We start from the raw sequence: 15,000 nt of genomic DNA, 5'->3' as shown, positions 1-15,000 counted from the left end.
AGCGAAAGGATCCGTTCGCCGTTATAGCCTCATCGCTCTCTTCAACGAGGCCTCCACAAATGGCATCGCGGGCGCGATCTCCTGCATTTCCTGCAGTCGAATTTGCTTATCATGCTGCCAGCCATTCTTCTTGGCGTACTCAATGTGTTGAAGCAAATGCTTCGGGTCAGGAACCCCGCAATCAAACACTCTGACGAGCACGCATTTTTTCTGGACTTTCACCTCTGCGAAGATCCGGCCGAAATGATAGCCGATGCGTTGCGCGGGTGTAGCGCGCTCCTTCACCCTTCTATCTAAGTTCAGTATTCGCCACCTGATGCCTAACAATACCCTGCGAATTTGGGGCTCGGCGTATGCGATGTGGTCTTCAAGAAATCCCATTGCACTACTCCGATGATCGTTGAAGCCGAGATTATGAACACCAGGACTGCTTTGAGCCAATCCAGCGGTGAGCCAGCCCTTCATCCACCAGCGTCTCACCCAGAGATCGGCCGCCGCGATGAACCGTGCGCAGCTTGCGGCCATACTTGGCCTCGTCCCGCAGACCGCGCGAAAGGGCGAACGGGCCAACGTTGAGAAGCATCTGCAAGCGATACTTGGCGCGCTCTCCAAGCTCGCGTTCCCAAGCGCATTTCGGCTTGCTGATCTCTGGCGTATCGATATCGGAGATCCGGTACTTGATGCCCTCGAGCCAGAAGGTGTCGCCGTCAACGACGCAGGTTGTGCGGACCGCGCCGCTGCAGATCGAGAATGTGGTTGAGATATCATCCTTGCGCGGCAAGGTTGTCCAGCCATAGGCAATGCCGGCCGCGATTCCGATCAGAGGAAAAACGAACCGCCACGGCGACAGCGCCTTGCCGCCGCGCTTCACACTGCGCTTGAACTTGACGACGTCCCCCACGGCCCCCTCCGTGGCGTGAGTAAACCAGAGAAACAACCCAGCGTCGAGATCGCTCTTCGTTGCCTGCGCACGGGCTCCCTTTACTGGATGTTTATGCTGGTGGCGCACCGTGGAGATAAGCGCGGCGAGTATAGCATTCGCGCTTCCTACCAAGGTGACTAGCCCGCTCCGGCGGGCTTTCTTTTGCCCCCAGCAACGGTCAAGCCGATCCCCGCGCTCAGCGGCCTTCCTTGGCAGCGGTCACGGTCTTGCCTTTCGCGATCACCTAGGCGACGTTATTGCACAGGCTTGGGGAAGCCTTGGGGGGAACGCAAAGATGTATGAGTTTAACACGCTGCTCGACAGCGAGATCTACACGCTCTCAACAAATCCACTCATCGGGGTGCTTGAAGTCGTGACGGACCAAGGATCAATCGAACTTGCCGTCAACAAGGACGGTGCCGAGTCTCTGATCGCAACCCTGCTTGAGTTCTTGGCCGAAGGCGAAGGTGAAGACGCGTCAAAGATCATGGTGTCAACGATTCAATAAGACAGCCGCGCTGGAGCTCGATCGGCTTGGCGACCCTTCTTCTTGGCGGCGATGATCTTCAGCAGGCTCTCCTGCATCGGGTCCTTCACGAACGACGGCGACCAGTGCTTTGTCTGCCCATGGATCACCTCCTGGGCGACCTCGAGAAGCTGCGGGTCCGTGTCACCGGTGATGCGGTCGAAATACTCGTCCTCGTCTCGCACCTCATCGCCATAATGCAGGCGCGGTGGGCCGCTCCTGAGGGGCGCTGACAGCCTGCCACTGCAGCCGGGCGACCCTGGCCTTCTCTCCGCTTTTGCAGCCGCGCATAACGCTCGGGAAATCCAGAGTCTAACGATCTGGCGATGCTCATACGGCAATACCGCTTGTCTCGGACTTTGTTACAGCCAGCCCCACCTCACGCCGCGAATATTCTGCGCGCGCACTACCTCGGCGGACAGGCGGAACTCGCGCGGCAGGCAATTGGGAAGTTGGAGGGGTGGCTGGTCCGATGATCGCTGCCGCTCAAACCGAGGCGGGGGAGAGGCACCGCTACCGTTCTGGGCGTGCCAGACTTCTTAACTGCAAAAATGTAGCAGAGCTTTGCCATCAACTTTTCCAACGGCGTCGACGCCAGCCGAGGTCACGTGGTAACCCGCAGTCTGGGGGAACGGTCTCGCAATCGCGGCTTCCGCGATGTTCGTCGGGTCGACTGCCGTGGCAGATCCTTCATCTATCGCGCTTGATGCAGCAACTCACGCTTCGAGATCGAACGCCGTCGCAGCGACGGCCGCACGAATCCACCATTGGAGATAGCTCGCTTCCGCCTGCCGGTCACTCGTATCCAGTGCCGTTCTCGGTTGGCTCAACCGCGATATAGCCATTTCCCTCAAACCAGTCACGAAGGACGAGGACAATCGCTTCCTCTCGGCTGATCTGACGTTCTGCGGCGAACTCCGCAATGGCCGCTTCGATATCGTGGGGGAAAATCATTTCTGCCTCCCGCTTTGGCGAGCGCTTCTCCGTGACACAATATTGCGATTGTGGGCTATTCGTTGCAAGGAAGGAGAGAAATGAGCGGCGAAAGCGCTCATTGTCTGTATAGGTGGCGGTGGTGGCCGCCGACTATGGATCGCCCGCCATGAGGTAGTACCATTACGACGATTCAATCAAAAGGAACATAATGCGCTGGCGCGAATCAGATCGGGTGCCTATGCCCCTCTTTCAGAACATTTTCTGGGGGGCAAGCTTTGAAGCCTGAAGTATTTTGCACCGTGGCGGCTGCATGCCTGATGCTTAGCCTGCAACCTGCCTTTGCCTCCGAACCGTCTATTGCCACAGCAGCGGCCTCGACGGCAACCACCCCCACCTGGTCGGGCTGTTACCTTGGGGCAAATGCCGGGTATGGTCGCGCCGAAGCGGACGCGACCGATACGCCCTATCGCGAGGGTCCATACGCCGGTATGGGCGTTTTCTGGAACGACGGCTTCTATGACAGGATCTCCACCGATGACGGTGGTCTGGCCGGCGGCGTCGAGGCGGGTTGTGATCGACAGTTCGACCTTGGCGGCACTGCCTTGGTGCTCGGTGGCGTCCTCGATTTCTCGCTGATGAATCTCGGGGCCACCGGCAACTCGGCGATCAGCAGCAACACGCGTGCGACATTCGACATGGACTGGGCGGCAAGCGCACGCCTGCGTGCTGGCGTCGCTGCCTCGGACGTACTCTTCTACGTCACCGGCGGCTATGCGCTCGCCAATGTCGACGTGCGAGCCTTCTCCACCCCAACCCCGCCGACCTCCGGTGAGATGGACGTTTCCGGTGGCGGCACCGAGGGCGGCTGGGTGGCCGGCGGCGGCGTCGAATGGCGTTTCCAGCCGAACTGGTCGGTCGGGCTCGAATACCTGCACTACGACTTCGGCACCCTCACCGCCACCGGCGCTGCGACCTTCCCGCCCGACGCATTCCCGCGCTTCGAGAACGACGTGACGTTCGACACCGTCCGAATCGGCCTGAAGTGGCGGATGTAGCGAGCAGTGCTGCACGGTTTGGAAATAAAGGCTAAGACGTGAGCGAGACCCCAACCAACGGCGGCGAGGGGCCCTTGATGCTGTTGTCCGCGGGCTTCTCGGATTGGCTTGCCTCGGCTGATACGTCGATTTCACTTACGACCTACCAGGCTGGTCGGCTGTTCTTCATTGGCCGCAAGGCGGACGGCGGGGTACGCGCGCACGAGCGCCTGATCGAGCAGTGCCAGGGCCTCTGGACAGACGGCCAGTCGCTCTGGACCAGCGGCCTCTACATGCTGTGGCGCTTCGAAAACGTGTTGCGCAAGGGCGAGACCACACCGGCCGGCGCGAACCGCAAGTTTGTACCGGTCGAAGGCCGCGTCGTCGGACGGACCGATGTACACGACATCGGCCTCGGCGAAATCGACGGCGCGCGGCGGCCGATCTTCGTCAACACGTTGTTCAACTGCCTCGCAACGGTCAGCGATACCGCGAGCTTTCGCCCATTGTGGCGGCCGAAATTCATCAGCGCACTCGCGGCGGAAGACCGGTGCCATCTCAACGGACTGGCGATGGATGGCACGCAACCGGCCTACGTCACCGCGGTAAGCCGGTCGGACGTTGCCGACGGCTGGCGCGACCGGCGGCATGACGGCGGCGTCGTGATCGACGTGGCCAGCAGCGAGATCGTGGCGAGTGGCTTCTCGATGCCGCATTCGCCGCGACTCTATGACGGGAAGCTGTGGCTGCTGAATTCCGGCACCGGCGAGTTCGGCACTCTCGATACGGCCGACGGCAGGTTCACGCCGGTCTGTTTCTGCCCCGGCTATGCCCGCGGGCTCGCCTTCATAGGCCGGCATGCCGTGATCGGCCTATCGCGCCCCCGTCACGGAGGAACCTTCTCGGGGCTTGCGATTGACGAGCGCCTCGCAGAAAAGGACACGGTTGCTCGCTGTGGGCTGGTGATCGTCGACATCGACAGCGGCAACGTACTTGAATGGCTGCGGTTCGAGCACACGATCGGCGAGCTCTACGATGTGGCCGTCCTGCCGGGCGTCCGGTCTGCCGAAGCAATCGGATTCAAGTCCAACGATATCCAGCGGGAAATCACGGTGGAGCAGCGGTAACATACCGGCAAATACCGGCTCCAGCTGTCGGCCGCGTCTTTGCGAGCAGGTAGGTGTTTCCGAAAAATTAGGCTGTCTTCTTGAAAATCTGACAGGGTTGAATTTTCAACCTAGATTTGAGTTGCGTGTACACCATGATTTGGTTATCCGAGCGACGTGGGGGGCAGACTTCGTTCACATGGAGAGAGTGCTCTGACCTTGAACGGAGGAAGCCACCATGCCACTGTTTCGCGTCAATACGCCGATTTCGACTGGTGCAAACCCCGTGTCCAACGCCACGGCCGATCTGAACGGCGACGGCTACCTCGACCTTCTCTTCACCAACTACATTAGCGACAACGTCTCGGTGCTGTTTGGCGACGGCCAAGGTAATTTTACGGCGGGTGCAGCGGTAGCGGTGACCAACGGTCCGCGTCAGATCATGGTCGGCGACCTCGACGGTGATGGCGACATCGACTTCCTTGCCACCAATTACAGCGGCAACAACGTCACAGTAGCGTTTAATAATGGCGATGGGACTTTCACGAGCGCGTCAGTTCCCGTTGGAACTATTCCTCGCGGTCTCGGTGTGGGCGACCTCGACGGAGACGGTGATCTTGACTTCGTGTCCGTCAACTACGGCTCCAACACACTCTCTGTCATGCTCAATGACGGTTTCGGCTCCTTTGCGCCGTTGCTGGGCTCGCCGCTAAGCACCGGAGGAATCCGTCCGGTCCAATTAGTTGTGACGGATTTAAACGGTGATGGCAAACTTGACCTCGCGGTCACCAACAACAACGATAACAACGTCGCGATCTTGCTCAACAGCGGCGACGGTACCTTTGCGGCGCCGGCGCTTGTGGCCACCGGGCGCGGTCCCCGCGGCCTGACCGCCGGTGACGTGGACGGCGACGGCTACTCCGATCTCGTCGTTGCGGACTTCAGCAGCAACACAGTCTCGATCCTGCTCAACGACGGCAAAGGTGGTTTCGCTGCCTCGTCCACTCTGGCAACCGGAAATAACCCTTATGACGTGAAGCTAGGTGATCTCGATGGGGATGGCGACCTCGACATGGTGGTCAGCAATTCCGGATCTGGTTCGCTGAGCGTTTTCCTAAACAACGGCTCGGGCGTCTTCGCGCCCGTGACCGTTTCGCCTATGGCGGTCGGCGTTTCGCCTGGTGGCGTCACACTGGCCGACTTCGACAATGATGGCGACCTCGACATTGCCAGCACGAACTTCGGCTCGAACACCACGAGCATTCTGATCAACACGATGTCACGCTATTCGGTGACGACCTCCGCGGTTCCTGTGCTGGAAGGTACGGCGCCCGGCTCCGGCGGTGAGCTCGTCTTTGCCGTCACCCGCACCGCCACGTCCGAAGCCGAAATCGTTACCTATACGCTCGGCGGAACGGCGACATCCGGCACCGACTACGTGGCCCCGAGCGGCACCGTCAGCTTCGCCGTCGGCCAAAAGACTGCCGAGATCCGCATTCCAATCACCCCTGACTCCAAGTGGGAGGTCGACGAGAGCGTGATCGTCAAGCTGACAGGCGTGAGCGGAAACGGCTCCATCAACCCAGCTGCCGCCAGTGGAACCGGCACGATCCTAAATGACGACAACCATGCGCCCATCCTCACAGGCGACCTGAAGGCGGACGTGTCGGAAGGCGGTAAGTACAAGCTGACCACCGCCGACCTGAACTTCACGGATCCTGACGACAGCGCCTCCGGAGTCCGCTTTTCCATATTCGGCCGGGTGGCCGGCAAAATTCTTGTAAGTGGCAAGGCGGCGGCGAGTTTCACCGGCGCCGAGCTTGCCGCCGGCAAGGTCAGCTTCGTCCATGATGGTTCAGAGACGACGAAGGCCTCGTTCAAGGTCTTTGTCGAGGACGGCAATGAGGACGGCTCGACACCGGTTGCCAAGACCTTCACCTTCGCCGTCACTCCGGTCAACGACGCGCCGACGCTGTCGACGACGCAGGTGCTAACCGCGATTGCCGAGGACGCCTCGACGGCATCGGCCCGCAAGGTCGCCGACCTTTCGATCGTCGATCCCGACGGCGGCGACAATCGGCTGTCGCTTGCCGGCGCTGATTCCAAGCTGTTCGAGATCAAGAACGGCGCGCTGTGGCTGAAGAAGGGTGCGAAGCTCGATTTCGAGACCGACCCGTCGCTCGACGTCACAGTGCGGCTCGACGATCCGTCGATCGGTAAAAGCTATGAGGCGTCGCAGGCGTTCAAGATCATCGTCAAGGATGTGAAAGAGGCGGTTTCCGGCACTTCCGGCAGCGACAAGCTGACCGGCACGAGCGGCAACGACGTGCTCGACGGCAAGGGCGGCAACGACGTCATCAAGGGGGGCGCCGGCAACGACACGCTTGTTGGCGGCACCGGCGTCGATATCCTGACCGGCGGCGCCGGCCGCGATGTTTTCGTCTTCGCCTCGGTGAAGGATTCGGCGCCCGGCTACGCCGGCTTGGTCAACAATGGTGGCTTCAACCCATTGTCCGGCGGAGGAAAACGCGACATCGTCACCGATTTCGTCCACGGCGAGGACAGGCTCGACGTCTCGAAGATCGACGCGGACCTCAAGCTTGCCGGCGACCAGGCGTTTGTCTGGCGCGGCAAGGGTGATCTGTCCGGCAAAATGGGCGAACTGATCTACCGCACCTTCGATGTCAAGGGTACCGCCAACGACCGGACGATTGTCTATGGCGACGTCAACCGAGACGGCCGCGCCGATTTCCAGATCGAACTTTCGGGGATCATCAATCTGACCAAGGGCGATTTCATCCTGTAGACCCTGGACACCGCCAAAAATTCGCGGCTGAAGCGGCCGGTGGCGCAACTGCGGGTGAGCATGGTCGTTAGAGCGGTGCAGCTGACCGACTGGCGGTGACGAGGCAATCCCGTCACCACTCAGCAACTCGGTGCTTTTGCCCGAGTCCACCCCCAAGAAGTGTGTAGAGACATTTGGCTATCGCTCCGGTAAGCGAGGAAGACGTACAATTGGCTGGTGGCGGCCCCCTCCGCCACTTCCCCAAGTGTGCTTGCCCGGCGTACCGCACACGCCGGGCTTTTTCGTCCGAGCCGGATCAGCTCTTGCCAACGAGCACGACACCGATCCGGCAGATGGCATCGGCAAAAGTGACACCCACGCCATGCCGCCGATGCCGATGACGCCGAGGGCACCGATAACCATCAGCTTCCAGCGTTTGACGCCCTCGGTGACCGGCTTCATTTCGTCACGTCCTCCCTCAACTCCGACATACCTGTCGAGACGCCCGACGTGAGAAACCGGCTCATCCATCCGCTTACGGACGACGGCAGTACTAGCCTCTCTCAGGACGATGGAGGAGCGAAGAAAATGCGAGTGGGTGGAATACCCAGAATAGAAGGTCGGGGAAACCCGGCCTTTTTTGTCGCCGGCATGTACGGCCACTCAGCGGATGCTTCCACGTCGGTGCTCGCGAGTAACTCGAGGCTGCGCATGATTGCGATATAGCCGAACGGATCAGAACGAGAAGTTTGCCGAATCCCTGCTGTGATCGCAGCACGGCGCCAGATGACTAACCGATCGAGGTGATCCTCCTTCATCATCCCGGCATAGTACCACAATCCCTGAAATTTGAGGGGGTACTGGAGGGTCGCATCAAACCGCCGGGGCACGTTTCAGCCGTGCCACCGACGCATCCCGCAGAGTGGGTCTCCTGTCGAAAAGCTGACCATCCCGCGGGGCAAGCCTAAAACATCCGTCCCGCCCGCCCTCTTACGCATAGTAGAGAAGACACAGGAACAACGCCGCTCCGTCGGAGTTGACTTCGGCAGAAGGAGTTTCTGCCATGAGCATTCCCGTGCCTCCTGGGCATGATCCAGACCCACCGGTGCCGCCGTTCAGTGATCCGCCGCCGGTATCGGAACCACCACCCAAACGCTTGCCGGATGAAGAGCCGTTGCCCAACCCAGACGAAAACCCGGATGAGCCCATTCGCACACCGCCCACGCTCAAGTAGTGGGCTCGGTTTCATCCTTCCCGCGTTTAGGAGGCGCCGCGTCATGAACGCAGGCCACTGGAAATCGCCGGTTTGCATCACAACGCCCAGCGGCACGAAAATTGCCATACATGGGCCGGATGACGCTCTTGCCGCGTTCGCAAAGATATGGCCGAAGGGGGACGATGAGCACCTTAGTCAAGCCAGGCGAGCATGCATTGATGCGCTTCGTAGACCCAAGACGCTAGAAGAAGCTCGATACGCCTTTATGGGCGCATGCCGAGATGCGAACATCCTCGCGCCGGACTCTTCTGTCAGCCCGACCGATCCCGCCTCCCGATAGATCTGGTTCACGTGTAGCCGCCGCGGGAACTTGCGCGACCACTGCGCGTTATCTGCCGTCCTGGCTGGAGGATGCCGCGATGTTTGACGACGGATTTGTAGAGCTGTCGGTCTTTGCTGCCGCGCTGCTGTTTGTGCTGCTACTGACCGTGACACTTTGACGGCCGTCGGAGGTTGCGGGGGGAAGCGACCCGCTGCTGCGATAGGCGCGCCACCAAGTTCCTTGCTGAGTGTGTCATTCGTTGCTTGTCGTGCCTGTCGGAGCAGAGCGCGATCAGCCTCCCAAACTCGACACCGATCAGCGGGCCCGCCCCGGCAGGCGCAAGTAGAGTACCCCCGGAGGTGCTACGCGTCAAAAGCTAGTGTCGACCCGTTACTGGCGGGTGCATCTAGGTTCAGCATGCTGCTGATTTCTGGGAACATCGTGTTTCATGAGGCGTTTTTCGCTAGGTCCAAACTCGTGTGGCCTCTCAAACTTGGACCAGAGCACGTCGGCGACCTCTCCCGTCGCCGGCGTGCTCTTTGGGGCGGAGGATTGCCATGGACCCTCGTTATTGGAGCAGTTGCGTTCACCTCAGAGTGCCCCCAAATCGATTGCGTAAGGTGCGCAGCACCTTGCAAGCCGCCGAATGCTTGAGCGAGTGGCCAGCCGCCCCAGGCGAAGCGCATCTCCATGCCGTTAGGATGTGCCACGCAGTCCTGCGCCATGGAGCGCCGAGGGGGGTGGCACGGGATGCTTTCGTGCTCGCCGCTAAGGAAGCTGATATCTACATGGAGCGGAGACGCCGCAGAAGAGCGAATTAAGTGGAGCGGTTGCAGCTGGGAGCGCTCAAGCTGGCACCCACGCGCGGCGATGGTGGTCCCAGAGGTAATCGTGCTTGCCTGTAATCGCAATTGACTCGCCGGACCAGCGCCCGCAAAGATAGGAGCCTCACAGGAGGCTCTATGCTGGATTATGCTGCTGCGCCTGTTCGGTCGGGAGAAATGGCTGCGCTAATCCGCGGTTATGATTGGGCTGGAACCAGTCTTGGACCGATGTCCGCTTGGCCTGTCCATCTGCGGTGCGCCGTCGACATTGCCCTTCCCTCGCTCGCCCAGATCGTCATCTTTTGCGGCCCCGAGTTTGTCGCGATTTACAATGATGCCTACGCGCCGACCATCGGTACGAAGCATCCGGCTGCGCTTGGCAGGCCCGCGAGAGAGCATTGGGGTGAGCTCTGGGACGACCTCGAGCCTCTTCTGCGGCAGGTGATGGAGACCGGCGAAACCGTCGTCGCCAAGGACCGGCCCTTCTATATAGAAAGGGGCGAAGGGCCGGAGACGGTTTACTTCGATATCTCATACTCGCCCATTGCCGACGAAGCCGCACGTATCGTCGCCGTGCTTTGCGTGGTCAACGAAACGACGGACCGGATCGGATACGAAGCGGATTTGCAACGCCTGGCGTCAATCATCTCCTCGTCGGAAGATGCGATCCTCGGTATCGACCTCGACATGGTGGTCACCGACTGGAACGACGGTGCCGAGCACCTTTATGGCTTTACGGCCGAAGAGGTCATGGGGCGGTCGGTCACGGTTCTCATTCCAGGCGACCGCCTTGACGAAGAGACGCGCATCATTGAGCGTGTCAGGGCCGGCGATCGAGTGGAACCCCATGAGACGGTCCGGCGGCATAAGAGCGGACGCCTTGTGGACGTGTCGCTCTCGGTATCTCCGATCGTTGGGCGCGATGGCCGCATTGTTGGAGCATCCAAGATCGCGCGGGATATCACGGCACGCAAGGAGGCCGAGCGAATCCAGGGCGTCCTCGTTGCCGAACTGAACCACCGCGTCAAAAACGTACTGGCGACCGTCCTCGCGATCGCACGTCAGACGTTTGGCCCCGCGACGGAGCTGGAACTGGCGAAGGCGACCTTCGATGCCCGCATCCAAAACCTCGGAAGGGCCCATGACGTTCTTACCCATGGAGACTGGCAAAGCGCCAGCCTCGCCAAGGTTGTCCGTGAAGCCTTGTCGCCCTATTCCGGCAGTCACTTCGACGTCGATGGGCCTGATCTGAACCTGCCCCCGCAGGCGGTCGTGGCCGTCGCCCTCATTCTGCATGAGCTTGCGACCAATGCGGCAAAGCATGGTGCGTTGTCCGTCCAATCCGGCCGCGTAAGTGTCACGTGGATGACTGACGCCTCGGACGCCACTCAGTTCCGCCTCTGCTGGAAAGAGTCGGGAGGGCCGACCGTCGCGCCTCCGCTTCGCAAAGGCTTTGGATCGCGCCTGATTGAAGGTCTTTCGTCCGGCCAACTCCAGGGAAGCGTGGAAATACACTATGATCCTGCCGGAGTTCGCTGCGAAATCCATGGCCCAATGGCGTCGGATCGGGTCGACGACGGTTATCTTGTGAGCGCACAGGCTTGATTGACCTGCAGTCAGGCATAGAAGTTCATGCTTTCAATGCGCTTTGCCTCCTCAGGTGTTAGCTAACTGCACCGTTCTCAGCAAACGATTGGATCGTTGCCTTCGCCTGCGCCAGCGCCGCACCGGTGAACTGTCCTCCTGGCAGGAGCTGCGGCTGATCCCGTGCGCGATCAAAACTCATCTCCACCTCACTTCTTCCGTATGAAGATTCCCGCTTCCTCAGCAGCGCGAATGAACGCATCGCGGGCGATTTGTGAAGGCGCTTCATCTTTCAGAACAGCCCGGCAGACTCGCTTAGCTTCTTTGTAGGCCTCGCCCTGTTGCCAGGCGGCCAATGCGAGAGGACGGTCGCCGCCTGGTGCGTGCTCCGCACAATTTCAACGTGGGCCGGGCCTCCCAACTCCAACTCTACACTTTTGGTCCAGTACCTCGGGTCCATTCGCCTCGCTCCTCAGCAGGATCAATGGATTGGAACGAGGATATCGGCCTCTTCCGCCGCTGCCCTGAAGGCTTCACGAGCGCCGCGGTCGTCAGCACCGCCTTCCAGGGAAGTTGCGCAAACAACCAGGGCCCGGTGGAACGCAACACCATCCAACGTGGGCCAAAGCTCCATAAGGCATTCCGCGGCCTCGCGGGTGTTGTCGATCTGGAGGACCGCAAACTCCTCTTCAAACTCGATCTCCACGAGAACGGCTTTCGACCACTTCTGGGATTTCGGTGCGCGCATCGGCATCTCCTCCGCTGCGTAAACAGCTAGCAGCGCAGCGAGTTCCCTGTGTCACAGGTGCGGCATGAACGACATGTCCCTTGCGCGACGGGCACTGGCTTGGGTCCGCCTCTTGGCGCAGGTTGACTTCTTCAAATGCCGTCGCAACCACCTATCTTTCACTGGACTAGCCATGGCAGCATCGACAGCGGCCCATGTCTCGCAGTGGATTCATCTGCAGCGCTTTTGCGACACTCGCCTTCCGAGCGTGGCCATGTTTTTGCAATCGCTTGTCAGCGCAGCGGCTTCTTTTAGCTAGACAAGCACATGGCGAAAGGGGCCTTCGTGAAAAATAGGTGATCTCATGGAGGCCCTTTCGATTGCCACAAAATTTCTCATCGTTGCGGAACATCTGGACCGCGACTAGGTTTTAGCGATTGCTTGCATTGGACAGGCGGCGGTTTCCTGGTTCCCGTCGCCCGCTTCCAGACACTCAAGCAAAAGGGCCTTCGTGAGAAGTAGCCGAGCTCATGGAGGCCCTTTTGACAGCCCAACAAAAATTCCTGGTCGTCCGGAACATCTCGACGTCGACCGTGTTTTAAGAGCTGCTTGTACTGCACACTCTAAGGGCGGCGGATTTCCCCCACGTCGCCCGCCCATCAGGCAAGCAGATTGCGCGTAAGGGCCTTCGTGAAAAATCGTTGCTGCCCCTCACGAAGGCCCTTCTAGTTACGTAAAAAACTTCGCACAGGAACGTTTTCAACGCAGGCGTGTTTAATGTCCGCTTGAATGTCACCTGAGCGGCAAACGACCCCTGTCCCGCCGCTCATCTCCGGATGACGTTCAAGCACCTTCCCTGACGATTGGTCACGTTATCAAGGCACAATCCTCACACGTTGACCACGGATTCACTGGCAGCGGGTGATCAGGAAGGCCGGGGAGACCGGCATGTACGGCCACTCCGAGGATGCTCCCGTGCAGTTCGCGCGGATGTGGTAAGTGCCTAGAATCAGCCACCCTCGTCCGCCACAAACGTATCGCGATAGGGACCCAGCGAGTAACCCCTCGCATCGCTTTCACTAAGGTCGCGGTCGAGGTGATCGGTCCCGCGCGCAGGGATTGTCGGACCGATGCTCCTCCAGATGGCGCTTCGATCTTTGTTGTTTGCGGGGCGGACTAGCATTTCTCTACCCACTGTCGGCATGGTGTGAACGCATCGCGCTTCTCGCATGCCTGGGCAGGCTGCAATCGCTACCGGCTAATCCGCCGAGTGTTGCAGAGTTGCACTCGACTCACCTTCCCGTGGATGGTTCGCTGTGGCCGACGACGGGGAGGAACCATGGCATACGAATGGAACGCCCAGCGCGCAAAACGCACGCGCATTCTCAGGACGGCCGCGATCGTAGCGGCCACAATCATGTCAGTCGGCGTCCCTCTGTACATAGTTATTGCCGCTCTCACGTACTGACCTGGCTCCCCCAGGGAACTGTAGCCGTCACGCACGCGGTTCCGAGCGCCCATGAGGAGGGGTCGTTTTACGCTGCGCCAGCAGGATCCCCTGTTGGCATGAGTGCGGGGTCGATGGGCTTCTGAGCCTCACCTGCGCCCTCTTCGGTGGCGGCGTCTACCTCTCTGGTCGCTTGCAACCAGTGGCGCTCGTGCTGACCATCGGGGCGCCCCTCGCTTTCCCAGATCGAATAAGCTCTGCGGCGTATTTCATCCTCACGTTCATCAGTCATGATTCGCTCCGTTCTGGACGCATTGCCGGGCCAAGGCCCTCGCGTCGGTTGCCGTTGATCTCGTTCGCTGCTTTCTCTCCCGAAGCTCCTCTAGTCCTCGGCGTACGCCATCTGCTCCGCCCGTTCGTACAGCGCGCTGCTGCGGAGTTCCCTTCTCCTGTAGCCGCTCGACGCCCACAAAGCGTTCTCCGCAGGCGTGGCGAGTATCAGTTCGTCCAGTTTCGCCTACATGGCCTGAGATATATCAGCATGGCGGCCGCGAACTCTTGCAAGCATGATGAGCTCGGCGAGCATTGTGGCAATGTGGTCGATGTTCTTCGGTTTGCCCCCTCCTCCCATGCAGTTTGAAACCCAGGGACCTATCGACCAATCATATCAGCAACTCGAATTCATGTCTGTCGCAGGACAATGGAACCACCTCCGCAGGCGCTCGTTTATTAGCGATCCATGAACAATGACGACGGAGCGAAAGGAGACTTCCATGACTGATTATGATGCCTCTGGCACGGGCGGCGTTGCAACGAACGAGACCGGAGCCTTGATTGCGGCCAGCAAAGTCGAGGGCACCAATGTCTACAACCGTCAAGGGGAGTCCCTTGGATCGGTTTACGACGTCATGCTCGACAAGCGGTCAGGCAAGGTCGCTTATGCCGTCATGTCGTTTGGCGGCTTTTTGGGGATGGGCGAAAGCTACCATCCGCTGCCTTGGAGCATCCTGGAGTACGATGAAAGCCAAGGCGGCTATATCGTCGACCTCAATAAGGACGATCTGGAGGGTGCGCCTTCCTATGACGATGGCACCAATCCTGACTGGTCAAACCCCGAATACAGCCGCGGTATCGACGACTATTACGGCGTGAGGAGGCCGATGCTCTGAAAACCGAGCGGAGTTTCCAGGCTCGCTTGTGCGAGAGGGCCGTTCGGCTTAACCGAGCGACCCCCTTGCAGCGCACCGCGGCGCGGCCACAGTGGTTTTGGCCAGCTGTCGTCTGGAAGCAGGAGTGACTGCATCTTAACACGCCGACAATATCATGCGGCGACCCGGCTCATGAAATCCCACGCGTAGTTGAAGGCTGTGTCGCAGCGGAGGTGGACATGACGGAATATCTCCGTGACTCTCGGCTGAGGAGCAGGAAGGCCGACGAACTGGGCGCCCTTTTTCAGTTCACCGACGCCCTCTACAAGGCAAATTCATTGGCGGACGTGTATAACGCGACGTTCGACGCCATCGGCGCGGCCTTGCGCTGCGAGCGCGCCTCGATTCTGCTCTTCGATCAGA

16 protein-coding genes and 1 pseudogene are annotated in these 15,000 nt (G+C 60.0%); 9 read left to right on the top strand and 8 right to left on the bottom strand.

Annotated features, from left to right (window positions below):
• Positions 1-21: 21 nt before the first annotated feature.
• A complete protein-coding gene (locus J2Y48_RS22350; RefSeq protein ID WP_310422815.1) occupies positions 22-381 on the bottom strand; it encodes a hypothetical protein in 360 nt (119 codons plus the stop codon).
• Positions 382-412: 31 nt separating this feature from the next.
• Complete coding sequence (locus J2Y48_RS22345) at positions 413-1,054, bottom strand: thermonuclease family protein (protein ID WP_310422812.1); 642 nt, start codon at positions 1,052-1,054, stop codon at positions 413-415.
• A gap of 163 nt (positions 1,055-1,217) precedes the next feature.
• On the opposite strand from J2Y48_RS22345, the gene J2Y48_RS22340 reads away from it, so the two are divergent.
• Entirely contained in the window at positions 1,218-1,430 is a 213-nt protein-coding gene (locus tag J2Y48_RS22340) for a hypothetical protein (protein WP_310422808.1), read from the top strand.
• Here the strand turns inward: J2Y48_RS22340 and J2Y48_RS22335 are convergent.
• Both J2Y48_RS22335 and J2Y48_RS22330 read right to left on the bottom strand, forming a co-directional pair.
• Positions 1,424-1,633, bottom strand: coding sequence for a hypothetical protein (locus tag J2Y48_RS22335; protein WP_310422805.1), 210 nt, complete (start codon positions 1,631-1,633; stop codon positions 1,424-1,426). The genes J2Y48_RS22340 and J2Y48_RS22335 overlap by 7 nt on opposite strands.
• A gap of 610 nt (positions 1,634-2,243) precedes the next feature.
• Complete coding sequence (locus J2Y48_RS22330; RefSeq protein WP_310422801.1) at positions 2,244-2,402, bottom strand: hypothetical protein; 159 nt, start codon at positions 2,400-2,402, stop codon at positions 2,244-2,246.
• A gap of 299 nt (positions 2,403-2,701) precedes the next feature.
• Between J2Y48_RS22330 and J2Y48_RS22325 the strand changes: the two genes are divergently transcribed.
• The 3 genes from J2Y48_RS22325 to J2Y48_RS22315 all read left to right on the top strand — a co-directional run bounded on the left by J2Y48_RS22325 (position 2,702) and on the right by J2Y48_RS22315 (position 7,330).
• Positions 2,702-3,439: an outer membrane beta-barrel protein gene (locus J2Y48_RS22325; RefSeq protein WP_310422798.1), complete on the top strand. Its 738-nt coding sequence runs from the start codon at positions 2,702-2,704 to the stop codon at positions 3,437-3,439.
• Positions 3,440-3,477: 38 nt separating this feature from the next.
• A complete protein-coding gene (locus tag J2Y48_RS22320) occupies positions 3,478-4,545 on the top strand; it encodes a TIGR03032 family protein (RefSeq protein ID WP_310422795.1) in 1,068 nt (355 codons plus the stop codon).
• Positions 4,546-4,762: 217 nt separating this feature from the next.
• On the top strand, positions 4,763-7,330 hold the full coding sequence (locus J2Y48_RS22315) for an FG-GAP-like repeat-containing protein (protein ID WP_310422792.1): 2,568 nt from the start codon (positions 4,763-4,765) through the stop codon (positions 7,328-7,330).
• Positions 7,331-7,507: 177 nt separating this feature from the next.
• On the opposite strand, the gene J2Y48_RS25440 is transcribed toward J2Y48_RS22315, so the two are convergent.
• A complete protein-coding gene (locus J2Y48_RS25440; RefSeq protein ID WP_405030285.1) occupies positions 7,508-7,972 on the bottom strand; it encodes a DUF1515 family protein in 465 nt (154 codons plus the stop codon).
• A 425-nt stretch (positions 7,973-8,397) separates the two neighbouring features.
• On the opposite strand from J2Y48_RS25440, the gene J2Y48_RS25435 reads away from it, so the two are divergent.
• The 3 genes from J2Y48_RS25435 (at position 8,398) to J2Y48_RS22310 (ending at position 11,276) form a co-directional block, all read left to right on the top strand.
• Positions 8,398-8,865: a DUF982 domain-containing protein gene (locus J2Y48_RS25435; protein WP_405030284.1), complete on the top strand. Its 468-nt coding sequence runs from the start codon at positions 8,398-8,400 to the stop codon at positions 8,863-8,865.
• Between the two features lie 539 nt (positions 8,866-9,404).
• Positions 9,405-9,668 carry a DUF982 domain-containing protein gene (locus tag J2Y48_RS25430; RefSeq protein ID WP_405030283.1) on the top strand — a complete coding sequence of 88 codons (264 nt, stop codon included), beginning with the start codon at positions 9,405-9,407 and terminating at the stop codon, positions 9,666-9,668.
• A gap of 141 nt (positions 9,669-9,809) precedes the next feature.
• On the top strand, positions 9,810-11,276 hold the full coding sequence (locus J2Y48_RS22310; protein WP_405030281.1) for a sensor histidine kinase: 1,467 nt from the start codon (positions 9,810-9,812) through the stop codon (positions 11,274-11,276).
• A 188-nt stretch (positions 11,277-11,464) separates the two neighbouring features.
• Here the strand turns inward: J2Y48_RS22310 and J2Y48_RS25425 are convergent, their stop codons facing one another.
• From J2Y48_RS25425 to J2Y48_RS22295, 3 genes and pseudogenes are all read right to left on the bottom strand, one after another.
• Positions 11,465-11,611, bottom strand: a complete 147-nt coding sequence (locus tag J2Y48_RS25425) for a DUF982 domain-containing protein (protein ID WP_405030280.1) — start codon at positions 11,609-11,611, stop codon at positions 11,465-11,467.
• A 125-nt stretch (positions 11,612-11,736) separates the two neighbouring features.
• Positions 11,737-12,003, bottom strand: coding sequence for a DUF982 domain-containing protein (locus J2Y48_RS22305; RefSeq protein ID WP_310422786.1), 267 nt, complete (start codon positions 12,001-12,003; stop codon positions 11,737-11,739).
• Positions 12,004-13,586: 1,583 nt separating this feature from the next.
• Positions 13,587-13,721 (bottom strand): annotated as a pseudogene (locus J2Y48_RS22295) (DUF2934 domain-containing protein); the annotation flags it as partial.
• 481 nt (positions 13,722-14,202) lie between these two features.
• On the opposite strand from J2Y48_RS22295, the gene J2Y48_RS22290 reads away from it, so the two are divergent.
• The gene (locus J2Y48_RS22290) at positions 14,203-14,598 is read left to right on the top strand and encodes a PRC-barrel domain-containing protein (protein WP_310422783.1); all 396 of its coding nucleotides are present in this window, start codon (positions 14,203-14,205) and stop codon (positions 14,596-14,598) included.
• Between the two features lie 218 nt (positions 14,599-14,816).
• Positions 14,817-15,000 (top strand): hypothetical protein (locus tag J2Y48_RS22285; RefSeq protein WP_310422780.1); only part of this gene is annotated, 184 nt, incomplete at its 3' end.

The sequence above is a fragment of the Mycoplana sp. BE70 genome (assembly GCF_031455855.1).
In the GTDB taxonomy this organism is placed as follows: domain Bacteria; phylum Pseudomonadota; class Alphaproteobacteria; order Rhizobiales; family Rhizobiaceae; genus Mycoplana.
The sequence above is the reverse complement of the archived record's forward strand: the minus strand, read 5'-3'. Positions and strand labels throughout refer to the sequence as shown.